This window comes from Planctomycetaceae bacterium (assembly GCA_041398785.1).
Taxonomy (GTDB): domain Bacteria; phylum Planctomycetota; class Planctomycetia; order Planctomycetales; family Planctomycetaceae; genus JAWKUA01.
On the sequence record JAWKUA010000016.1, the window covers coordinates 155,635 to 177,027 of the forward strand.

At 60.3% G+C, this 21,393-nt stretch carries 22 protein-coding genes; 18 read left to right on the top strand and 4 right to left on the bottom strand.

From position 1 onward, the window contains the following. The first annotated feature begins 1,462 nt into the window (after nucleotides 1-1,462). Complete coding sequence (locus R3C19_18565) at nucleotides 1,463-2,107, top strand: ion channel (GenBank protein ID MEZ6062350.1); 645 nt, start codon at nucleotides 1,463-1,465, stop codon at nucleotides 2,105-2,107. Between the two features lie 22 nt (nucleotides 2,108-2,129). Next, nucleotides 2,130-2,423 (top strand): hypothetical protein, encoded by a 294-nt coding sequence (locus R3C19_18570; GenBank protein MEZ6062351.1) that lies wholly within the window; start codon nucleotides 2,130-2,132, stop codon nucleotides 2,421-2,423. An 896-nt stretch (nucleotides 2,424-3,319) separates the two neighbouring features. Here R3C19_18570 and R3C19_18575 read toward each other — a convergent pair. Then, on the bottom strand, nucleotides 3,320-4,540 hold the full coding sequence (locus R3C19_18575; GenBank protein MEZ6062352.1) for an exo-alpha-sialidase: 1,221 nt from the start codon (nucleotides 4,538-4,540) through the stop codon (nucleotides 3,320-3,322). A 465-nt stretch (nucleotides 4,541-5,005) separates the two neighbouring features. Between R3C19_18575 and atpD the strand changes: the two genes are divergently transcribed. From atpD to R3C19_18620, 9 genes are all read left to right on the top strand, one after another. Continuing rightward, complete coding sequence (gene atpD / locus R3C19_18580) at nucleotides 5,006-6,412, top strand: F0F1 ATP synthase subunit beta (protein MEZ6062353.1); 1,407 nt, start codon at nucleotides 5,006-5,008, stop codon at nucleotides 6,410-6,412. Continuing rightward, nucleotides 6,409-6,903 carry a hypothetical protein gene (locus R3C19_18585; GenBank protein MEZ6062354.1) on the top strand — a complete coding sequence of 165 codons (495 nt, stop codon included), beginning with the start codon at nucleotides 6,409-6,411 and terminating at the stop codon, nucleotides 6,901-6,903. Before atpD ends, R3C19_18585 begins: the two co-directional genes overlap by 4 nt. 150 nt (nucleotides 6,904-7,053) lie before the next feature. Beyond that, nucleotides 7,054-7,299 (top strand): AtpZ/AtpI family protein, encoded by a 246-nt coding sequence (locus tag R3C19_18590; GenBank protein ID MEZ6062355.1) that lies wholly within the window; start codon nucleotides 7,054-7,056, stop codon nucleotides 7,297-7,299. Beyond that, nucleotides 7,292-7,600 carry a hypothetical protein gene (locus tag R3C19_18595; protein MEZ6062356.1) on the top strand — a complete coding sequence of 103 codons (309 nt, stop codon included), beginning with the start codon at nucleotides 7,292-7,294 and terminating at the stop codon, nucleotides 7,598-7,600. The genes R3C19_18590 and R3C19_18595 overlap by 8 nt, the downstream gene beginning before the upstream one ends. Continuing rightward, nucleotides 7,600-8,271: a F0F1 ATP synthase subunit A gene (gene atpB / locus R3C19_18600; protein ID MEZ6062357.1), complete on the top strand. Its 672-nt coding sequence runs from the start codon at nucleotides 7,600-7,602 to the stop codon at nucleotides 8,269-8,271. The genes R3C19_18595 and atpB overlap by 1 nt, the downstream gene beginning before the upstream one ends. 6 nt (nucleotides 8,272-8,277) lie before the next feature. After that, on the top strand, nucleotides 8,278-8,544 hold the full coding sequence (locus tag R3C19_18605) for a F0F1 ATP synthase subunit C (protein MEZ6062358.1): 267 nt from the start codon (nucleotides 8,278-8,280) through the stop codon (nucleotides 8,542-8,544). Between the two features lie 2 nt (nucleotides 8,545-8,546). Further along, complete coding sequence (locus R3C19_18610) at nucleotides 8,547-9,299, top strand: F0F1 ATP synthase subunit delta (GenBank protein MEZ6062359.1); 753 nt, start codon at nucleotides 8,547-8,549, stop codon at nucleotides 9,297-9,299. Nucleotides 9,300-9,446: 147 nt separating this feature from the next. Next, nucleotides 9,447-10,955, top strand: coding sequence for a F0F1 ATP synthase subunit alpha (locus R3C19_18615; protein MEZ6062360.1), 1,509 nt, complete (start codon nucleotides 9,447-9,449; stop codon nucleotides 10,953-10,955). Between the two features lie 2 nt (nucleotides 10,956-10,957). Beyond that, complete coding sequence (locus tag R3C19_18620) at nucleotides 10,958-11,794, top strand: FoF1 ATP synthase subunit gamma (GenBank protein MEZ6062361.1); 837 nt, start codon at nucleotides 10,958-10,960, stop codon at nucleotides 11,792-11,794. A 3-nt stretch (nucleotides 11,795-11,797) separates the two neighbouring features. On the opposite strand, the gene R3C19_18625 is transcribed toward R3C19_18620, so the two are convergent. From R3C19_18625 to R3C19_18635, 3 genes are all read right to left on the bottom strand, one after another. After that, nucleotides 11,798-12,298, bottom strand: coding sequence for an NUDIX domain-containing protein (locus R3C19_18625; protein ID MEZ6062362.1), 501 nt, complete (start codon nucleotides 12,296-12,298; stop codon nucleotides 11,798-11,800). A gap of 14 nt (nucleotides 12,299-12,312) precedes the next feature. Further along, entirely contained in the window at nucleotides 12,313-12,537 is a 225-nt protein-coding gene (locus tag R3C19_18630; protein MEZ6062363.1) for a DUF2905 domain-containing protein, read from the bottom strand. Between the two features lie 94 nt (nucleotides 12,538-12,631). Further along, on the bottom strand, nucleotides 12,632-13,678 hold the full coding sequence (locus tag R3C19_18635; GenBank protein ID MEZ6062364.1) for an alpha/beta fold hydrolase: 1,047 nt from the start codon (nucleotides 13,676-13,678) through the stop codon (nucleotides 12,632-12,634). Nucleotides 13,679-13,964: 286 nt separating this feature from the next. Here R3C19_18635 and R3C19_18640 point away from each other — a divergent pair, with 286 nt between their 5' ends. The 7 genes from R3C19_18640 to R3C19_18670 all read left to right on the top strand — a co-directional run bounded on the left by R3C19_18640 (nucleotide 13,965) and on the right by R3C19_18670 (nucleotide 21,328). Then, on the top strand, nucleotides 13,965-14,237 hold the full coding sequence (locus tag R3C19_18640; GenBank protein MEZ6062365.1) for a hypothetical protein: 273 nt from the start codon (nucleotides 13,965-13,967) through the stop codon (nucleotides 14,235-14,237). Then, a complete protein-coding gene (locus tag R3C19_18645; protein MEZ6062366.1) occupies nucleotides 14,237-15,868 on the top strand; it encodes a hypothetical protein in 1,632 nt (543 codons plus the stop codon). Before R3C19_18640 ends, R3C19_18645 begins: the two co-directional genes overlap by 1 nt. A 347-nt stretch (nucleotides 15,869-16,215) precedes the next feature. After that, nucleotides 16,216-16,959 (top strand): hypothetical protein, encoded by a 744-nt coding sequence (locus R3C19_18650; GenBank protein ID MEZ6062367.1) that lies wholly within the window; start codon nucleotides 16,216-16,218, stop codon nucleotides 16,957-16,959. Nucleotide 16,960: 1 nt separating this feature from the next. After that, nucleotides 16,961-17,425: a hypothetical protein gene (locus R3C19_18655; protein ID MEZ6062368.1), complete on the top strand. Its 465-nt coding sequence runs from the start codon at nucleotides 16,961-16,963 to the stop codon at nucleotides 17,423-17,425. A 196-nt stretch (nucleotides 17,426-17,621) separates the two neighbouring features. Beyond that, nucleotides 17,622-18,374, top strand: coding sequence for a C39 family peptidase (locus tag R3C19_18660; GenBank protein MEZ6062369.1), 753 nt, complete (start codon nucleotides 17,622-17,624; stop codon nucleotides 18,372-18,374). 243 nt (nucleotides 18,375-18,617) lie between these two features. Then, nucleotides 18,618-20,093, top strand: coding sequence for a RimK family protein (locus R3C19_18665; protein ID MEZ6062370.1), 1,476 nt, complete (start codon nucleotides 18,618-18,620; stop codon nucleotides 20,091-20,093). Continuing rightward, a complete protein-coding gene (locus R3C19_18670) occupies nucleotides 20,090-21,328 on the top strand; it encodes a glutamate-cysteine ligase family protein (protein MEZ6062371.1) in 1,239 nt (412 codons plus the stop codon). Before R3C19_18665 ends, R3C19_18670 begins: the two co-directional genes overlap by 4 nt. Nucleotides 21,329-21,393: the final 65 nt, after the last annotated feature.

A 21,393-nucleotide genomic window follows, 5' to 3' on the forward strand; every position in this document is an offset into this window, starting at 1 on the left:
CTACAAGCACCTCCGTGACGACGAAAGTCGAGCACTGGGCTGTGGCGATCCCAGTTGACAGCGACCTGCGAAAGTTCGGTGAGTGTGGTTACTGGTTGAACGGGGGTGTCCAAAACGTGTGAGTTGCCACCGTCGACCTGTCATTCCCAAAATCGCTGAAGAGATGATCACTGAATCGAATTGGGCGTATGGAGTTTCTGGCTGAGTGCGGAGCAACGAACTCCTCGCGTCTGGCGGCTGTACCCGGCCGGAGAGGAACTCATCGGAGTACAAGCTGGCAAAGAAGTTCGCTTCTCAAGTTGCCAGTCACTGGAACCGCGATAAGACATTTCCGCAGTGGTTTCGCCAGCAATAGCACTTCTTTCTCAAGATCTGGCAAGTTGCCGCTGGACCGATTAGCAAGGTTTCTGATCGCGTGAAATCGATCAAAACGATGCTTAAAAAGTTGCCTGCCGACTTTGCCAAGTCGGTCGATGCCGCTAGGAAAAGATTCAGTCTCACCAGAATAAAGGTGCGAACGACGAAGTACCTGGGCTTGGAAGCAGGTGCGTTCGAAACCAACCTGAACTTCCCAAAGCCTTCGATTGTTGTCCTATAACAAGCGATTCCCCGAGTTAAGTGGAAGAACATCGGCGGACTTACTTCAAAAGACCCCGCTAAGGCATTCGTCGCCAGCTTCTCGTCTTCGACAGTTGCCAATCCTGCTTGAGGAAAACATGCAGAAATGCCGCCGTCGCCGCGAAGACTTCTAGCTGAAATCCCGTCACAAACGATTAGGTGTCTATGTTCGACTTTTGAAGATTGCCATCGAAACGACTGTAAAGCAAACACTTGGTCCGTTGTCGAATGCGGTGAGTTCCTGATTCAGGCAGCAGATGCCGAATACCACCTCTGGGAAGGGGCAAGCTGTTGGGATCAATGAAATCGGAGTTTGGTTATGCGAGCGTCTGGATCCTCCGAGTCTGGAAGATTCCGTTTGAATCGTCTGCCCATGGGACAGCATGGGCTGGTGGTCGAATACTTCGCTTGTTCTTCGACAACCCAGTTGCGAATCTTAGTGATTCATTTGTATGCTGCCTGACAGAAGGCCCTGTAGACGGTGGTATTTTGCATACAGCAGTATGCAACCTTTTTCCATCAATGCATTTCGGGTCTGAAAAGCCCCCAGCAAGCCAAAGAAATCGCAGCTAGAGATCACGGAGGCTCTTCCAAAAACTCGTTGAGAACAAAACCGATCTCGTCGACTATGATGCCCCCATCGACGATGACGATGTTGATGGAGGCAACTTTGGTGTGGCTGACGGAATCCCATTTGCAAATCTGCCATCCAACAGCTGACCCTGATGGTATTGCAAGGCTTTAGCAATATGATCCAGAGGAGTGTGAAAATGTTCGAACTCAGGCGTGCGGACGAATCGCAGGAGTAGCAAAGTTCGGCCAGTCCTGCGCGGGATCACGTGCTATGGTGGAAAGAAAAGCGACCAAAACCAGCGATGTCGTTCGGTGGGTGCTGGCGGTTATCCTGTGCGTGTGGGCGATCACCATGAGGAATCCGTACTACGTTTGTTTTGGCGTCATTGCCATTCCCATCTGGCGAATCAGTGACGGTCGCCTCGGTAGCAAGTGGTCTCATCGCACACGGCAACTTGTGTTGACGACCTGCAGCCTAGTTCAAGTTGTCCTTGTCGATATCGGTGCCGTGCATGACCCTGATCCGACACGAGCCGGAATGGTTATCGACGTGTCGCTGATGTCCATGGTCAGAATCGTCTCGAAAAGCGCTCACTGGACGCTGCGTGAATTCGCCTTCCTCGCGATAGTCTCTTTGATGCTGACAATCGGGTCGTTTGCAGGAATCTTCCGAACGTTTGGGCTTCAGCATCCCGACCCAGCCGTTGGGATTGATCACTCACTGAAGTCTGCGTTCTATTTCAGCCTCGTCACGTGGACCACGCTGGGCTACGGCGACTTCCAGCCAACAGAAGCCGTCCGGATGGCAGCAGCCATCGAAGCCATGCTGGGATATGTTGCAATGGCGTTCTTTATCGGTTTTGCTTTGTCGCGGGCGGGTGCCAGTCACAACGGCGGATTGAGCGAAAGCGGATAGTCCCCGACAGAATGGCGCGGAAATGCAGAACGATGATGATGGCTTGGCAGGGCGGATCGGTCGGAAAGTCAACGAACTCGATATCGATTTCAGCCGCTTCACGGTGGCCGGCTGGTTGGTGGTGCTGGCCACAGTCGGAAACGGTGTCTTGGCCGGCTGGCTGGCGTTCGCGAACGTCCGGGGACGAAATGCGATGGATAATGGGCCGGCGCTGCTGATCGGCCTGAGCGGGCTCGTGGCGGCCATTCTGACGTTCTTCGGGCTTCGGTGGATTCTCGGAAGGCTGGGCGTCAGAATCGTCCGCGGGATCGACTGACGGCCCAGGCACGATCGCATGAACCCTTACAAAGCTCCGCGAACGCAGGAAACGCCCGCAGGGAAGCCGCGGCGGGCCATCACTCCGGCGCAGTTTGCCTGAATAATCATCTGCGGCGGCTCGGTGCTCCACGTCGCATGGCACTACCTGGTCTGGCGGGACTGGAGCATCGAATGAGTGAACGGCGACCGTCAAGCCCGTGACAATCGCCTTCACCCCGTCCGAGTGGTTGCTTCGTTCGTCGCTATCCAGTGGCGAGAGGCAGGGTGGTGGCCGCGGTGTCCGTGGCAGCCACCACCCGCACTCACCGATCGCCCTGAAATGACGAAAGGACGTTTGTCTACTATCGGCGAGTGGACAACGCGGGGACACGAATTCTCCCGCAGCCAGCCGACACCGGCAGAATCAGCCGGCGACCGTCGCGACAACTCGTATGCTGCCGCATCAGCCGTGGTTCCCTGCGCAGTCGATTTCGCTGGTGATGACCCAATCGCATCGGTATTCTTCTGTTCAGTAACGCATGGGGACCCGGTGGGCATGAGCCAGCCGGGTCTTTTCGTCTGGTCAACGGGGAATCGCTGCGGCCGTGCAGATGACAAACTCTGCCATTGAGGAGGGTTCTCGCGATGTCCAGGCCGAAACGATCGCGTTCAAGTCTGCGTCAAGCTGCGTCACGTCGGGCCACTGCGAGACACCAACCTGCAGCGCATTTGCAGCGAGTTCTGGCGGCAAATCCTTAAACCGTTGATCAGACTCGCGTTCCGGATGACCGCATTCGGGTACGATTTCTGCCGCCTCCATTGCGTCATCCCGGGACGCCGGATGACCTGCGGCGACTGTCCGGGCCGGAAGTTTGAGGACACAGGAAAACACCCCTGGTTTTCACTCTGCAGTCTTCAATCTTCCCGATGGACTCCTGCCTCCGCCGACTCCAGGATCCCCGGACGTTCCAGTTCGTCCAGCGATACCTTCATGACTTCCATCGTTTGTTTCGCACCGGAGAACGCGATCAGCAGATGTGAGTCGTACTCGATAATGTGGGGATAGTCGACGTGACGTCCGCCGATCAGCCAGAAGAGCTTGTCGAAGACGAGTCCGTCCTGGCTGATGGCAAGCGTGAGCGGATCTCGTTTGCGAGGGTTCGAGTTGGACACCATCACGTAGTAGCCGCGGCTGGTGCGATGCACGAAGAATTTGCTGGTGGCGTCCGGGAAGTTCGTGCGGCGAATCTGGCTCCACGTCCGGCCGTTGTCTCGTGAGAACGTGCGATGCAGGAACTTTGAACCGCCGTTGTCGCGTATCAGGCCGACGATCGTTTTGCCGTCGGGCAAAATGTACCAGTACGGTTCCTCCGGGCGGCCGTCGTCGTCATACGCGGCGAGCGGACTGATGCGCCAGTCGTTGAAGGCCTTCGTGCCGCCGATCATGACGGAGACCTGGCGCTGGTGATCGCGGCGGGTCATCATCCATTCTCCCGACGGAAGGCGCTTCGGCGGAAAGTTGTTCATCGAATCGTCCTGCACCGTGCCGTAAGCCACCCACTTCGTGCCATTCCGGCGAAAGGCCTCCAGGCTAAGTCCGGGACCCTCATACCCCGGCGCGTTGAAGTGGCTGGCGAGAGCGATAAGTTCGCTGTCACGTTGCCAAAAACCGCGAGCGATCCAGCCAAAGCCTTCGATGCGCGGTGGGCCGGACAGGTCGGCAGGCGTCGTCCAGTGCAGTCCATCGACGCTTGTCGCAAAGGAAACTCTGGTACCAGGCTGATCGTGACCGGGCACGATGTTGCGATGTTGCCGGGGAGTCACGCCGGCCCTGGGCAGCCCCGGCCCATCGCTCCACATGGCCCAGTACCGGCCATCATGATGAGCCAGATAGGCGTGTTGATGAACGCGAGTCCCTGCGGCATCGCGAACGTCGCTGATGACAGCGTGGTCGGCCTGGACCCGCGGTAGTTTGTCGAAGTCAATCTGGTGCGGGTCTTCGGGCACCCAGTCGTCGGCGAGCATGATCGCGTCGTCTGCGATCTGCTGTGAAGACTCGTCCTGAGCGTGCAGCGCAACCAGCGGCGTGAGCAGCAGAGCGGCGAATGAAGTGATCACGTTTTTCTTCGCGGACATGAATGTGTCGTCTCTGGTCGCGGGTTTGTTCCGTGGGAATATTGCATCCTGGGTCTACCAGGCTTCCACCGCAACCCCGCTGAACGACACTTCTTCACAGCGAGCCTCGCGGATTTGCACGCCCGTCCTTCGAAACCAATCGTCTCCATTCTCCCGGACGCGAAGCGATTGAATCGTCGGCTGGAAACCACACCGATGTGCCAGCCCAGGGCGCGTGCCGATATCAGCCGGATGTCTTGTGGCCTGGTCGCTTTCCGGAACGACTGTTGAGAATCGAATCTTTCGGTTTGCGGAGTTTGAGTTCATGGAACCGATGTTGCAGGCGCGTACGATGGAAGTCTGGCGGCCGAATTGGTTGCGGCGCTGGTAACCGGAATCCGGTGCGGTGTGCGGCGACGCAGCGTGTGATTTCGTGCCACAATGAGCTGGCAGCGTCCGGCGTCAGGGAGATGCGAAGGAAATTCGATGGATGGTGTGATCGGCGGAAAAGTCACGGCGGTTCGGGGAACTGTGGTGGATGCCTGGTTTGAAGGCGGTTTGCCGCCGATCGATGCGGCGCTGGAATGCCAGGTCGATCAGCTCGCTTCGGTGACGGCTGTCGTGCATTCTCACCTGGGCCGTTCCTCCGTGCGCGCGATTGCCACGGGCAGTACTCGCGGCATGAAACGCGGGGCTGCGGTGACGTGTCGCGGACTGCCACTGCGAATTCCGGTCGGGGAACAGCTGATCGGCCGCGTGATTGATCTGGGTGGACGACCGCTGGACGGCGGGCCCGAGTTGTCGTGGGACGAAACTCTGCCGTTGTACCGTTCACCTCCGCCGCCTTCCGAGTGCCGTGGCCTGGGAGAGATGTATCCGACCGGAATCAAGGTGATCGATCTGTTCTGCCCGTTCACTCACGGTGGACGTGTGGCGGTGTTCGGCGGCGCGGGCGTCGGCAAGACGGTCGTGTTGACAGAGTTCATCCACAACGCCGTGGCCGAACTGGAAGGCATCGCTGTCTTTGCCGGCATCGGAGAACGGTCGCGCGAGGGACTGGAACTGTGGCAGGAGCTGCGTGATCACGGTTTCATGGACCGCACGGCGATGGTCTTTGGTCAGATGAAGGAACCTCCCGGCGCGAGGTTTCTGGTCGGCCTGGCGGCGCTGTCTGTGGCAGAGCACTTTCGAGATGTCGGAAAGAAGGATGTGCTCTTCCTGGTCGACAACGTGTACCGGCACGTGCAGGCGGGAATGGAGGTATCCGGACTGCTGGGGCGCCTGCCGTCCCGCGTCGGATACCAGCCGACTCTGGCCGCTGACATCGCGGCTCTGGAGGAACGCATCACGGCCACGCGGCACGGCGACATGGTTTCGGTTCAGGCGATTTACGTGCCCGCCGACGACTATTCCGATCCGGCGATCACTCACGCCTTCTGGCACATGGACAGTTCGCTGGTGCTGTCGCGAGACGTGGCTGCCGAAGGCTTGTACCCGGCGGTTGACCCGCTGGCTTCGTCGTCGAAGGCGCTTGACCCGTCCATCGTCGGACAGCGGCACTACGATGTCGCTCAGGAGGCCCGCCGCGTCCTTGGACGTTATGAAGAATTGAAGGATCTGATTTCCATGCTGGGAATCGACGAGCTTTCCGGTGAAGACCGCAGGCTTGTCGGGCGAGCGAGGCGGGTGCGCAATTTTCTGACTCAGCCGTTTTTTGTTGCCGAAACGTTCACCGGCATGCCGGGCCGCAACGTGCCCGCGTCCGCGACGGTCGCCGGAGTGGAAGCGATCCTGAATGGCCGATGCGACACGATTCCCGAAGACCGATTGTTCATGATCGGTGCCCTGGAGGAAATCGGGCCGCACGAATCGTCGGAACTGAAGGCGTCATGACTCGAAGGACCCTGCACGTCACCATCCGCACACCGAGCGAGACGATCGTCGACCGAGACGTCTCAGCACTGCGTGTGCCGACGCACACCGGGCAGGTCGGTTTGCGGCCGCAAAGCGAGCCGTCTGTGCTGGCGGTGGAAGCCGGCTTGATTGTGCTGCGCGGCGACGGTGTTCGGCAGGGCAACAGTGGGCCGCAGGGCGACAGTGGGCCACAGGGCAACAGTGGGCCACAGGGCAACAGTGGGCTACACGGCGGCGGTACGCAATATGCAGGTACAGCGGGCGGGCTGCTGCACACGGACGGCGAAACGGCCAGCCTGCTGACTCCACTCGCCGTGGCGGGCGACGATATCGATTCGGTTTCCCGGCAACTGGATTCACTGTTGTCGGCGCCGAGCGAAGAAATGGAAATCCGCCGGACGCTGGGTCGGCTGGAGACCCGCATTCTGCAGGAACTGCATCGAGGTGAGGAAACAGGTGGCAACCAATGACGGCCGTCCCGATGCCTTCGTTCAAGACGGGCTCGACCGGATTCGACCATCGCAGCGAAGGACATTGAATTCCGCGTTGCACGTAATGAAAGCGGCAGCCACGTGATGCATCCCACGAACCGGACAACTCGAACGGATCCACGGGCGGCCGTGCATCGCGACGGTGCGCGCCTGGCGCGGCGTGAGAAGGGACATCGCAGTTTCTGGCAGTCACTGAGTGTGCTGGGAATGGTCGGCTGGCCGATCGCAATGGGCTCCGTCGGCGGAAGTCTGCTGGGCCGATATCTGGACGTACAATGGGGAACCGGAGTTCGCTACACGCTGATGTTCATGACGGCCGGCGTTTTCATCGGCTGTTACGCGGCATGGAAATCGGTGACGGGCAGGCATGATTAACGCATTCGATCCACAGACGGGCATCTGGCTGTGCGCGGGGCTGTTGGCCGGGCTGGCGCATGTGACGATGCTGTGGCGGGCCGCTCATCGGCTGACCAGTTGGGCGCCCGTTTTCGCGATGGCACGCTTTGTCGTTGTGGGCACGATCCTGACGGCCGCTGCCCTGGCGGGACACGTCGCTGCGGCGGCCATCGGCTGGACGATCGGTTTTGCGATCCCTGCCACCTTGCTGGCGTTCCGCAGGGCGGTTGCTCCGACCGGGAACCAAACGCAATCTTCGTCGAGGGGACAGCTCAACTGATGCATCTGAGAATCTTTGGTGACCCGGTTCTGTTTCGACTCGGCCCCGTTCCGGTGACGGAGACGATGGTGACGTCGTCGGTCGTGACGGTCGTGCTGATCTCAGCCGCATTGGTTCTCCGACACTTCGTCCGGTGTCATCCGCAACACGCGATGTCGGTAGCGGCGTTTGCGGCCGTGGAGAGCTGCGATCGTCTGGTCGCGGACATCGTCGGCAGGCGTCACGTGCTGGTGGCGACGCTGACGGGCAGCCTGTTCACCTTCATTGCGGCGTGCAACATCGCCGGACAACTGCCGGGAGTGCATCCGGCAACCGGCAGCCTGGCCACAACATCGGCCCTGGCGGCGGTCGTTTTCTTCAGCGTGCCGATCGCCGGCATTCGAGTTCACGGCGTGTGGGGCTACATCAGGCGTTATTTTCGCCCGAACCCGCTGCTGATGCCGCTGCACGTGATCTCCGAGTTGTCGCGGACGCTGGCACTTGCCGTTCGCTTATTTGGAAACATCATGTCCGGTCATCTTGTGGTCGGATTGCTGGTGGCTCTGGCCGGCTTTCTGGTGCCGACTCCGATCATGGCGCTCGATCTGCTGATCGGATTGCTGCAGGCCTACATTTTCGCAGTTCTGGCGACGGTCTATATCGGCGCGGCAATCAGCGCCGGGGAGGAATAGTCACTGATGAAAGACGAAACAATCATCGCCATTGTGGCGATGGCGGGAGCGGCGCTGACGATGGCTCTGGGCGCCATCGGCGCGGCGATCGGTGAAAGCCGCATCGGAGCGGCGGCCATGGACGCTCTGGCTCGCCAGCCGGACGAAGCTTCGTCAATCACGCGGACGCTGTTCGTCAGTCTGGCAATGGTCGAGTCCACGGCGATTTTCTGCCTGGTCATCGCTTTGATACTGCTGTTTGCGAACCCCTTTACCGGCACCACGGGCGGATAGTCGTGTCGCCGACACTGACCACGTTTTTGTTCGAGGCCGCGAATTTTCTCACGCTGGCCGCTGTTCTGGCCTGGCTGTTCTTCAGGCCCGTGCGTCAGGCATTGCGCAACCGTTGTGAGAAGATGGAACTCGAAGAACAGCAGACCGCGGAAAAACTGGCCGATGCCCAGCGGATGCAACAGGAAATCAACGCCTCCCGCGACAACCTGCAGCAGGAATTGAATGCGACACGCGACCGGGAACTGAAAGCCACGCGTCAGCAGGCCCAGCGGATCGTTGCCGACGCACGAAAAGCCGCTGACCATGAACTGGAGCTCGCCCGCCGGCAGTCAGTCCGCATGTCTGAAACTCAGCAGGAAACTCTGGCCCGTGTGGCTGCGCACGCCGCCGCGGATGCCGTGGGTCATCTGTTGCAACAAATCGCCGGGCCGGATCTTCACGACGCGCTTGTGGAATCCGCGTGCCGGCAAATTGGGATTTTGTCGGCAGACCGTCTCGGAACGGTCAAAGTCGAATCGGCACGTGAGCTTTCTGAGCAGCAACGGGCCTCGTTGACGCAGGCCCTTGGTTCGGCGGGGCCCGGTGCGGATTTCAGAACCATGGACGACTTGCGAGCCGGAGTTCGAATTCTGACGGCTGACGGTCTGATCGACGCGTCGGTCGGCGGGTTGACCGGCTTCGCTCGCCAGTCACTGGTCAGGGAGTTGAATCATCATGCCAACAATCACAATCCTCTACGCGACACATCCACGTAGTCGAGCGACCGCAATCTCGGGTCTCAGGCGATGGAACCGGCTTGAAGCCGGTGCTGTTTTGAACCATGGCGACGTCGTCGACTGCTCGACTCGACCACGCCGCCTGGACACTCGCGGCACAACAGAAAGTCACCAGCTTTGCCGGATGTGATTCCCACAGTCGCCGAACAGCTCGCCGCAGCGGCGAAAACGGTGCGTCTGGCCGACGGGCTACAGCCGCGGGGTGTCGTTCGCAGCGTTGGCGATGGAGTCGCAGCGGTGTCCGGCCTGGAAGACGTGCGGTATGAAGAACTGCTCGTCTTTGATTCCGGCGCGTTCGGCATTGCCTTCGACCTGCGAAGCTGTGACCTGGGAGCTGTGCTGCTGGCGGGCGCTGCGCAGGTACGCGAAGGCGACGGAGTGGTCGGCATGAACCGGCTGCCCGATCTGCCGGTTGGTCCGGAAGCTCTGGGCCGAGTGCTGGATCCGCTGGGAAATCCGCTGGACGAGGGGCCTCCGCTGCGGGGCGAACACCGCTTTCCGCTGTTTCGCCCGGCACCGGAAATCATCGAGCGGTGCAGCGTCGAACGGGCGCTGTGGACGGGAGTCACAGCCGTCGATGCCGCCATTCCCATTGGTCGCGGCCAGCGGGAACTGATCATCGGTGACCGCAATGTCGGCAAGACCGCTCTGGCCATCGACTTCGTCGCCGCTCAAAAGCCGGGTGATGTGGCCTGCGTCTATGTCATGATTGGACAGCCGATGTCGCGCGTGAGAGCACTGCGTGACGCGCTGGAACGTGCGGGCTGCCTGTCCAACACAGCCATCATTGCGGCCTACGCGTCGGACAGTCCCGGATTACAGTACCTGGCGCCGCAGGCCGGCGCGTCGCTGGCGGAATCGTTTCGCGACGCCGGGGGCCACGCGCTTGTTGTTTACGACGACCTGACCAAGCACGCGGACGCCTATCGTGAACTGGCGCTGCTGCTGGACCGGCCGCCGGGGCGAGAAGCCTATCCCGGTGACATCTTCTACCTGCACGCCGAATTGCTGGAACGAGCGGCGGCGATGAGCGATCAGCGCGGCGGTGGATCGGTGACGGCGTTCCCTCTGGTGGAGACAACCGACGGCGACATTTCGGCCTATATCCCCACAAATCTGATCTCAATCACCGACGGTCAGATTTACCTGGACACTGGCCGCTTCGAACGTGACCTGCGACCGGCCATCGACATCGGTCGCAGTGTCTCGCGGATCGGCGCAGTCGCACAGCCGCCGCCGATGCGCCGGGCCGCGAAGAACCTGAAGATCCAACTGTCCCGGTTTGAATCGCTGGAAAAGCTGTCGCGAGTCGGTCTGGACATTGATGTGACAACGCAGGGCACGCTGCGGGAAGGCAACATCCTGCGAGCGCTGCTGCGACAGTCCCGGCTTTCGCCGCGCAGCATCGCTGTCCAGGTTCTGGCGCTGACGGCGGTCTCCGAACACTGGCTGAGCGACCTGAAACCCTGGCAGGCCGTCGTCGCCGCGGAGGCGCTGGTCGAAGTGGCCCGCCGGCAGGCACCGGAAATTGTGGCGGCTCTGGATCGCGGTGAAGAGCCCGAAGGAAACTGGCCAGACGCCATCAAGCCTCTCGTAGCGGAAGCGCGAAGTCGCGTTCCGGCGCAGGATCGATGATCATGAAACGCCAGCAATACCTCAGGCACCGCCTGGAAACTCTGGCAGCACTGCAGGACGCTGTCAGTGCCATGCGTTCGCTGTCGGCGCATCATTTCCGCCGTGCGCGGCAGGCGCTGACGGCCGCACGGCAATACCGCAGCGAAATGGAAACGATGGTCGCGGAAATCGGCATTCACCAGCCGCTGCACGCCGGTGTTCCCGCCGGACTGCTGGTTGTCGCATCTGACCTGGGTTTGTGCGGCGACTACAACGCCAGGCTTTCTCAAAGGGCGGTTGAGGAAGCCGGGACGTACGAAGCCGGGACCGTCTACTCCGTCGGCCGGCGCGTCAGAAGCGTCCTGGCCAAAAACGGTATCGATCCCGCACGCTGCTACGACGCTCCGGCAAGTTACGAAGGTGTGTCGCGTTTGCTGCTCGGTCTGGCTCAGGACGTGTTGACCGACTACCTCGCAATGAAAATCGGCACTCTGCAGGTGGTCTCAGCCGGGTTCGACGGAGTCGGTCACTTCACTCCGCTGTCGGTGCGAGTGCTGCCGATCGCACCCGTCAACGCCGCCAGCCCGCTGCGCCGTTCACCCTACGTCGACGCGAATCATCTGACGACGGTCGCCGTGCGCGAGTACCTGTACATCACGCTCTATGAAATCCTGCTGGATGCTTTAGCGGCCGAACACGGCATGCGGCTGATGGCTGCGGAGTCCGCTCTGGAATGGCTCGACACAACCGCCGCAGCAACCGCGAGGCGACTCGCGGGAGCCCGCAGCGAAGCGTCCACTCAGGAACTGCTGGACATCGTCTCCGGAAGCCGGCAGCGCTTTCGATTTCAGGCTGATTGAGCCTCAGCCGGATGATAGCCCGCGACCTTCACCCTGCTTCGTCAACAGGTCTTCAAGCTCGTCGATCAGGTCCGCCTGCGCGGCGATGATTTTCCGGCGTGCAGTATCGACATCAAAGAAGTCAGCTCGGTCGACCTCCGGGAATTCAACCTGCTGACGGGAATGCGGCGGCCACTCAAGAGAAAATGTGTTGCTGATGATCGCAGCCGGATCGCAATCGCCCTCGAACGCCCAGGCATGCACAATTTTGCCGCCTTTCTGCGTTACCGGTGTCAGCGCAATGAATGGACCGGCTGGCACGACACCGGTTTCCTCCCGAAATTCACGACGTGCAGCCGTCAGCAGATCTTCATCCGGTTCGGCCTGCCCTTTCGGAATGGACCAGGCTCCGTCGTCCCGGTTCGCAAAGAACGGCCCGCCGGGATGCACCAGCAGCACCTGGACGCTGCCGTCGGAAACAATGCGGTACATCAGCAAGCCGGCGCTGACACGCAATGTCGCCACAAACGTCGCTCCGGTCACCTGGACAGAAATCGGATCAGCCAGACGATTCCCGTCAGCACCAAACTCACAATAACGCACGACACAACCGGGAAGTAGAATCGAACATTGCCGCGTTCCAGGCTGATATCGCCCGGCAGCTTTCCCAGCCACGGGATCGACGGAACCAGCAGCCAAACGGCACCGATCCCGGCAATGATCAGCCCGGCGACGACCAGAAGCCAGGCGGGATGCTGTGTCATGCTGTTTGCCTCGCGTTTGTCGCGGCGTTGCCTGGCCGCTTTTGCCGCGGTGACGATTTTTCGACGCGCCGCCGGCCGCGATGCCGGACGCTGCTCACGGTTCGTCGGGTTGATCGGGCGTGATCGGATGCGGAGCACGGTCCGGGGAAAAGCGTCCGTGGTCCAGAAAGTAGACTGTTGCTCTAACTGGTTCTTCGCTGGCCATCAGAAACGAATGCAGCACCGGCACCAGCAGAAAGTCGCTGGCTCCCGGCAGCCGCGCACTGCGGACAGTCACGGTCGTATCGTTGTCGCCGGGAAGCAGCGGGTTGAATCCTCTGGCTGCTCCGCGACCTCCCGCAATGATTCCGAATTCGAATTCCGGAATGGGAAGTTCACTGGCGATACCGCCGTGACCGCTGGCAAGCTGAGTTCCGGCCGGTCCGTAGACGGCTTTGAACAGCGCGTTGTTCTTAAAACGGTCGGCGATTTCCGCTCCGCGATTGGGCACTCCCAGCATCACCGCCCGGTGCAGCCGCGGTTCGTTGTAGTGCTGAAGGAAGCTCCGCAGCACGATGCCGCCCATGCTGTGGGCGACAACGTCGATGGACGTGACTTCATCGCCGAGTGATTCGATGACGCTGTGCAGAAACGCGGCGGAATTTTCAATGGCCACGCGCGTGCTGGGATAGTCAAACCGGACCACCGCATAGCCGTCATTCCGCAACGCCGTTTCCATGGCGTGAAAGGACTTTGACGACCGAATCAATCCGTGGATCAACAGCACGGCCTTGCCCTGCATCGGCGGGAGCTGCCGTTCGACGCGGATCGTTTCCAAACGCGCCCGGCATTCTTCCAGCGTTCCGCTGGAGTGACGTTTGTCGTCGGGATCCAGCAACCGATAGTGGCCGGTGATGACATTTTTCTGAATTCTCCAACCGTGCAGATGATGCACGTCACCCCAGAACTGACGGCCTCCCAGCGTCTTCGAGGTGACCGGAAGCTTCACTTCCGAAGACCGGGCTTCGGCTGGTCCTTCGTCCGCGTTGACGGTGGATGAAACCGGTTCTGCCATCAGCATCATTCCCGCAATCAGAGATACCGCAAGGACCGCGGGTCGACGCAGTCGCAGGTGTGTTCGCCCGGTTCTGTGGAGCCTCATGCCATCAGTTCCTGAGTGTTCAACATCAATGCGCGCGGATTCTACGACTCGCGGCGCTGGAAATGAATGTCAGTTATTTCGGTCCAGAGTTCAAAGTATCGGCACGACGCCATTGCCCCGAGCCAGCAGCGGCGCGACCACACGCGGCGTGGCCAAATCGCCGTGCTTTCCCGATGGCCCGGCGTTAGAATCCACTGCGGTCGCGGTCGAAACCGTGCCGCTGGATTTCCACCGATGACGGCGGTTCGATCCTTCCGGCAGTTCGACAACAAAGAGGAGTTCTTCGATGAGAAAACGACTTCCCGCGCTTCTGCTGGTGGCGATCTGCTGCACAGCGACCGGAGAGATCTGCCAGGCCTGCCTGAACGATGCCGAACTTCCACAGCACGAGCGTGAATTCCGGTCTCAGTACGAAGGACGGCCGCCGATGCTAACGCGTAACAAACCGGTCGCTCCGAACCTGACGATGATGTCGGCGGGTGGCTGGCTGCTGCTGGCTGGTTCGACGGCGCTCGCGCTGGTGAAACGGAAGGTCCGAACGGAAGCCGGAACCGAATAATGTCGTCCCGGAAAATTCGCGTCATCTTCGTGCTGTTCGGCGCGGCCGCGGGTACTGTTGCCGGCTGCATCGTGGGATTGCTGGGCGCACTCGGCTCGGGCCGGGATTTTTCGTTTCTGGCAGAAACCGCTCCGCTTCCCTATCACGTCCCGCAGTATTCCGGCGGCGTTTCCCTGCGGCTGGCGATGGTTCACGACGTCATCCATGAGCGATTCCCGAAACACGGTTCGGCTCATTATGAAGAACGAAACCGCGCGACTCGCGAAAAGCTGACCGGTCTGTCTGCCGACGATCCGCAGCGATTCGCCCTGATTGACGATCTGGCGGTCGGCCTCGATCGCCTGCGGCGTTCCGAAGAAGGGATTCCGATTCTCCGGGACAAACTTGCCGCGCAGCAGGCTTCCGGGCAATCAGGGCGAGACCTGTACACGACCTACGCGAATCTCGGAACGCTGCTCATTCATGCCAGCTTTGCGACCGCCATCGCCGGCGACGACAAAGCGAAGGCTGACTTCCGTGAGGGCGTCGGTTTCATCCGCTCGTCGGTCGAAGTGAAGCCCGAGGCTCACTTTGGACGCGAACGCTGGCAGGCGGCGATCGCGGAGTTCCTGCTGGCGGCCATGGAAGATCCCCGGCTGCTGTCGACGTTCGACTGCCTGGGCAACCGACTTGACCTGGATATCACTCATGCGTTGGACCGGGAGATCGCGGCCTGGGATACAGGGTACTCCCGCACAACGGACGTCACGTTCGGCAGGGGGGATGCCGAGTACGGTGTTCCCGAATTCTTCAAGCAGGACGTCGATCCGTCAGATCCGATGATGTGGGAAACTCTGAAGCCAATCCGCGAGCACATTACGCGGGTCGGTGCCGAGCGGGAATGGGACAGCGTCGATGTTCCTTCGCACCGCAAGCCCGTTCCGTTCGATGAGCCGGTTTTGGGAATCATCGGCATGTGGCGACAGGGCGGGGGCGCTAATCCGCATTTTGCACTGGCGCTGGGAGAGACAATGCTGCGAGTTGGGCAGCGTTATATCGCATGGACCGCGTTCGCTCGCGCGTCATCCATGGCGGATCGATTCTGGCCGGATCCGGAGGTGCAGGAGTTTCTGCGACAGCATTGTCGGCAGCGTCAGCAGATGATTGCCGCGTCGATAGCTGCGACGGACGACGATGGTCGCTCCGTCGACGACGTCGCCTCGCGGGAGTCTCCACAGGGCCAGGCGGTGATGCTCAGTCTGCTGGAAAAATTCGAGGCGGAACTGGCTTATGGGCAGCAATACCAGCAGGATTATCAGCAATTCGAAGCTTCGCAAATCGCGGCCGGCGCGGAACTGGATGCCGTCGGATTTTTTGATGGCTTCAACGAAGCACGTGCCCCAATTGCGTCACCGGTCGGGAGCGAAGAAGTTTTTCTCTATGCTCCAGGCAGGAAACGGTCTCAGTTCAGGGGCGCCTACATCAAGTCATCAACAGTATTGGGCGCAGGGCTGGGAGCGACGCTGTTTCTGATGGTGTCGCTTTGTATTCCGGGCAAGCCCGGACGTCAGGCGGGCAGCGAGAAGCCTCGGAAGACCGACGACGAAACGGTGGCCTGGAAGAGTGAGCGATACGACGCACGAGCAGAATGATCCGATGAGCAATCCTGTTCACAAATTGCTGACACCCGTTCGCAGAAGACTGCGCTGGAGGGCGGTGCTGTTGAGTTTTCTTGGCGGAGTTTCTGCGGGAGCGATCGCCGTCGTGCTTCTGAGTGCCGCGGCACGCGCGGCGGTTGTGACCGGACTTGTCGAAGCTGTTGCGATGTGGCGGTCCGCGCTGGTCATTCCCTTCGTCACGGGATTTCTCGCGGCGATTGTTTCCGCGATGCAGCGATTGCCGTGGAAGTCGGCGGCCGCGGCCGTCGATGCTCACCACCACCTTAAAGATCGAATCGTGACGGCTCTGGAATTTGCTGGCAGCGAGCAGCCTTCGGAACTTGCAGCGGCTGCAGGTGAAGGATGCGGTCCGACACCTGCGAGACGTCGACGCTTCGCAGGTTGTGCGAATCGGTCTGCCGAAATGGGCCTGGTGGACTCCGGCCAGCGTCGCCCTGGCTGTGCTGGTCGCGTTGCTGCCTTCGCATGAAAAACTTATCGAAGCGGCAGCGGCGCCGCTGGACGAATCGGCCGCCATCGCTGACCGCGTCGATGACGAACTCGACGACCTGCAGCAGGCCGCGCAGGAATCCGGGCTTGAGGAATTCGAACGGCTGGTGAATGAGCTGCGCAAGCAGACGGCTGCGTTAAAGGATCCCGAAGCTGACCTGCCGACAGCGCTAGCGACGTTGTCCGATATGCAGCAAAAGCTTCAGCAACTGCAGACGGAACTCAGCATTGCGGCGACAGATACGCAACTGAAGTCGCTCGGCGAAGCACTGGAAACGGCGGAACCATTTCAGCCGGCTGCGGAAGCGTTGAAGCAGGGAGACCTCGCCGGTGCAGCCGACAAGCTGAAGGCAGCCGATCCGGAAAGTCTGGACGCCCGGGAGGCCAGGGCCGCCGCGGAAAAGCTCGCGGAGGTTTCCAAAGCCATGCAGGATGCCGGCATGAATGAACTGAGCGAAAAGACGTCCAGCCTCGAGCGACGCCGTGCGAGATCAGCAGGCCGATGCCGTTCAGAAGTCGTCCGAAGACGTTGCCGAGCAGATTCGCCGGCATGCGGTCCGCAAGCAAATGTCTGAAATGCTGCAGACTCAGTCCATGAAGCTTGCCGAAAGCAGGAATCAGATGCGTGCCGGAGCGGCGAAGGTCGCGGGAGAAAGCCAGCAGGGCAGTGAGACTCGAAACCTGGCGAAAGGAACCACGAAGGCTCGGTCCCGCAATTCCAGCAGCAGCACCGGCGCCAAAACGGCCGGCAACGTCGACGGGGAAAAAACAAAGCTCGAAAGTGAGCGGCAGATGGCTCGCCTGACCGGACAGCTTGGCGAAGACGGCGCTACGGACATTGAAACGGAGTCTGGTGAATTCACTCCCCAGGAAGCTCAGCGCGAAGCGCGGGAAGTATTTGGCCGGTATCAGAAAATGTCCGACGCCGTGCTGGACGCCGAAGCGCTGCCCGCCGGCTATCGGCAGACGATCCGGCGCTACTTCGAATCGATCCGCCCGGCTGGCGGCAATCCGGCCGCTTCGGATTCGTCGGCACAATGACGGCGGAGCGTTCTCGGGAATGGGCGGAATTGTGAACCACGGGAATCCGGCGAGCGCTCTTCGCGGATTTTCGAACGGCGATTAGACTGCCGCACATGACCGGTTCCGTGTCTGACGAGTCGGCATCGGTCGCGCCGGCGTCGCGAGGCAGCGGGCGTGCAACGGCGATCGTTCCGGCTTTCGGTGAAGGAGTGCGGTGTCAACATTTCCGTCTGCACCTGACGACGAAACGCTGGTCGATGGCATTCACCTGAGTATTCTGGCGCAGCCGAACGACACGACCTGCGGCCCGACGTGCCTGCAGGCCGTTTATGGCTACTATGGCGACGTCGTTTCTCTGGACCAGGTGATTTCTGAAACACCGGCGCTTGTGGATGGCGGCACTCTGGCTCCGATGCTGGGTCAGCACGCGATTCGCCGCAACTATCAGGCTGTGATCTACACGTTCAATCTGCGCGTGTTTGATCCGACGTGGTTTGATGCCGACGGAAACGCCATCACGGACTTGTCGCAAAAACTTCAGGCGCAACTGGACGTCAAGCACGACGACAAGCTGCGGCTGGCCGGCGACGCGTACCGCAACTTCATTCTGAGCGGCGGCACCATTCGGATGGTCGACCTGACGCGTGAAATCCTGAGGCGGTATCTGAGTCGCGGCATACCGATTCTGACAGGACTCAGTTCCACGTTTTTGTACCGCAGCGCACGAGAGATCGGCGCGACGTGCGAACCGGACGACATCCGCGGAACGCCGGTGGGACACTTCGTCGTGTTGTGCGGCTACGATCGCAAACGCAAGCTGGTGCAGGTTGCTGACCCGTACCTGCCGAATCCTGTCGCGCCCAGGGAAAACTACTATGTCATCGGCGTTGACCGCGTGGTCAGCGCCGTCCTGCTGGGTACGTTGACGTATGACGCCAATCTGTTGATCCTGACACCCCGGAAATAGGAATACCCAAAATGGGACTGTCAGCCGGAGGCATGCCGAACATCATCCCGATTCCGAAAGTCGCTCCGCCAATCCGATGCTGAATTCAAAAACGAGGGAACAGATGTCGTTGAGGAGAGATGACACCAGGGATCGGATGAGATGGATGTCGCCGTACGAGATTCGCGCGGCTGCACCGTCCGCGGGAGCTGCACTGTCCGCGGGAATTGTGTCGGGCTCAACGTTCAGAATAAGGATCACGCCGTGTCGACACTGATCGTCGTGAATGACCCGAAGGAATGGACGTTCGAGATTCCCGGTGTCGATGTTGTCGACGCCCGGAACTACCTGACGAAGTCGGAGTTCAGTGAACTGCGTTCCGTCAAAGTATTCAATTTCTGCCGCAGTTTTCGGTACCAGAGCATCGGCTATTACGTCTCACTTCTGGCGGAAGCTCGCGGTCACCGGCCTCAACCCAGCGCGAACGTCATCCGCGATGTGAAATCGCCGGCAATTGTCCGGCAGGTCTCTCAGGAACTGGATGAACTGATCCAGAGCAGTCTGTCGCACCTGCAGTCGTCGCAGTTCAAGCTGAGTGTTTACTTCGGCCGCAACCTTGCGAAGCGGTACGATCGCCTGAGCCTGCACCTGTACAACCTGTTTCAGTCTCCGCTGCTGCGAGCACAGTTCTTTCGCGAAAAGGACGGCCACTGGACTCTGCGATCCGTTTCCACCATCGCGCTGAATGACGTGCCGGAGTCTCATCGCAGCTTTCTGAAAGACGTTGCCAGCCAGCATTTTTCCGGCCGCGGCGGGCGCGTGAAAAGGAAGTCGCCGCTACGCCACGACATGGCCATTCTGCACAATCCCGACGACCCGGAACCGCCGTCAAACGCGCAGGCGATCAAGAAATTCGTCAAAGCTGCCGAATCGCTGGGCATTCGAGCGGAACTTGTCACGCGCGACGATTATGCGCGGCTGGCGGAATTCGACGCGTTGTTCATTCGCGACACGACCTACGTCAATCACTACACCTACCGGTTTTCCAGCCGCGCGGCGAACATGGGACTTGTTGTGATTGACGACCCGGTTTCCATCGTCCGCTGTACCAACAAGGTCTACCTGGCGGAATTGCTGTCGCGTCACAAAGTGGCGACGCCAAAAACCGTCGTCGTGCATCGTGACAACGCGGAAAGCCTGGAAGCCGAACTCGGCCTGCCGTGCGTGCTGAAGAAACCCGACAGCGCGTTTTCAGCGGGAGTCACAAAAGCTCGAACTTCCGAGGAACTGCAGTCAACGCTGAAAACTCTGCTGGACGAATCCGACCTGATCGTGGCTCAGGAGTTTCTGCCGACAACATTCGACTGGCGCATCGGCGTGATTGATCAAAAGCCGCTGTACGCGTGCAAATACCACATGGCGCCCAATCACTGGCAGATTGTCCGGCGTGACGAACACGGCGGCAGCCGCTACGGGCGAGTCGAAACAATTCCCATCGAACTGGCTCCGCGAAAGGCCGTCAGCATCGCTCTGCGGGCCGCCGATCTGATCGGAAACGGACTGTACGGCGTCGACGTCAAACAATCCGGAAACAACTTCTATGTGATTGAAGTCAACGACAACCCGACGATCGACGCGGGGCAGGAAGACACTGTGCTGAGAGATGAACTCTACCGCCGAATCATGACTGTCTTTCGGCAGCGGATCGAAAACCGGAAGATGGGAGTCCGCGAACCGTGAGCAAGCCGCTGCACCTGTTTGAAGGATACGGTGTCGAGCTGGAATACATGATTGTGGACCGGGAAACACTGTCGGTCCGCCCGATCAGTGACGTTGTGCTGCGTGACGCCGACGGCGCGATCGCGTCCGAAATTGAACACGGAGCACTCGCCTGGTCCAACGAACTGACCGCTCACGTGATCGAACTGAAAACAAACGGGCCGGCGAAGACTCTGGACGGGCTGGCGGATGAGTTTCAGTCACATGTCCGAAAGATCAATCAACTGCTGGAACCCGCCGGCGCCGCTCTGATGCCGACCGCCATGCATCCGCTGATGGACCCCCATCGCGAAATGCACCTGTGGGAACATGACTACAGCCCTGTCTATGAATCCTTTCATCGGATCTTCGATTGCCGCGGACACGGCTGGGCCAATCTGCAAAGCGTGCATATCAACCTGCCGTTTGATGGCGACGAGGAATTCGGTCGGCTGCACGCCGCTATTCGATTGGTCCTTCCGCTGCTGCCGGCTCTGGCGGCAAGTTCGCCGGTTGTCGAAGGTCGACTGACGGGAACAATGGACAACCGGCTCGTCCACTACCGAACCAATGCGAAGGCAATTCCGTCGATTTCGGCACAGGTTGTTCCGGAAGCCGTATTCACGAAGGCCGAATACGAGGAACAAATTTTTGGGCGGATCTATCGTGACATCGCACCGCATGATCCCGATGGAATTCTGCAGCACGAATGGCTGAATGCCCGCGGCGCGATCGCTCGTTTCGACCGGGGAGCGATTGAAATCCGCGTGCTGGATATCCAGGAATTCCCGACGGCGGATCTGGCAATCTGTTCCATCATCGCCGCCGTGCTGAAGAACCTCGTGACCGAAGAATGGTCGACGCTCGCATCACAGAAAGCCGCCGCAACGGACAACCTGGCCGAACTGCTGGTGCAGACAACTCGCGACGCTCAGGCGGCGGTAGTCAGCGATGGCGGCTACCGGGGACTGTTCGGCATCGATGGTGTCTCTTCGCTGACGGCGGGTGAGATCTGGCGAACGCTTGCCGGACGGCTGACGTCCGCGGACATTCCCGATCCGCGGATTCGTGCCGCGATTGACAACATCGTTGAACACGGCACGCTGGCGCAGCGAATCACGGCGCGATTGGAGCGCAATCCGCAGCGGGCAGCAATCGTCGCTGTTTGCCGGGAACTGATGGACTGCCTGGCCGACGGGCGAGCATTCATTGCGTGACAAACCCGCAACAGCGCACGCCCGGCAGGAACCTGGCTCCTGAGAAGTGCCTGCCGAGGCAATCA

Coding starts and splice junctions, on each gene's coding strand:
- R3C19_18630 (MEZ6062363.1), bottom strand. CDS start 12,537: ATGACACAGCATCCCGCCTGGCTTCTGGTCGTCGCCGGGCTGATCATT.
- R3C19_18575 (MEZ6062352.1), bottom strand. CDS start 4,540: ATGTCCGCGAAGAAAAACGTGATCACTTCATTCGCCGCTCTGCTGCTC.
- R3C19_18645 (MEZ6062366.1), top strand. CDS start 14,237: ATGTCGTCCCGGAAAATTCGCGTCATCTTCGTGCTGTTCGGCGCGGCC.
- R3C19_18565 (MEZ6062350.1), top strand. CDS start 1,463: ATGGTGGAAAGAAAAGCGACCAAAACCAGCGATGTCGTTCGGTGGGTG.
- R3C19_18635 (MEZ6062364.1), bottom strand. CDS start 13,678: ATGAGGCTCCACAGAACCGGGCGAACACACCTGCGACTGCGTCGACCC.
- R3C19_18605 (MEZ6062358.1), top strand. CDS start 8,278: ATGAAAGACGAAACAATCATCGCCATTGTGGCGATGGCGGGAGCGGCG.
- atpD (MEZ6062353.1), top strand. CDS start 5,006: ATGGATGGTGTGATCGGCGGAAAAGTCACGGCGGTTCGGGGAACTGTG.
- R3C19_18620 (MEZ6062361.1), top strand. CDS start 10,958: ATGAAACGCCAGCAATACCTCAGGCACCGCCTGGAAACTCTGGCAGCA.
- R3C19_18595 (MEZ6062356.1), top strand. CDS start 7,292: ATGATTAACGCATTCGATCCACAGACGGGCATCTGGCTGTGCGCGGGG.
- R3C19_18570 (MEZ6062351.1), top strand. CDS start 2,130: ATGCAGAACGATGATGATGGCTTGGCAGGGCGGATCGGTCGGAAAGTC.
- atpB (MEZ6062357.1), top strand. CDS start 7,600: ATGCATCTGAGAATCTTTGGTGACCCGGTTCTGTTTCGACTCGGCCCC.
- R3C19_18640 (MEZ6062365.1), top strand. CDS start 13,965: ATGAGAAAACGACTTCCCGCGCTTCTGCTGGTGGCGATCTGCTGCACA.
- R3C19_18585 (MEZ6062354.1), top strand. CDS start 6,409: ATGACTCGAAGGACCCTGCACGTCACCATCCGCACACCGAGCGAGACG.
- R3C19_18655 (MEZ6062368.1), top strand. CDS start 16,961: ATGCTGCAGACTCAGTCCATGAAGCTTGCCGAAAGCAGGAATCAGATG.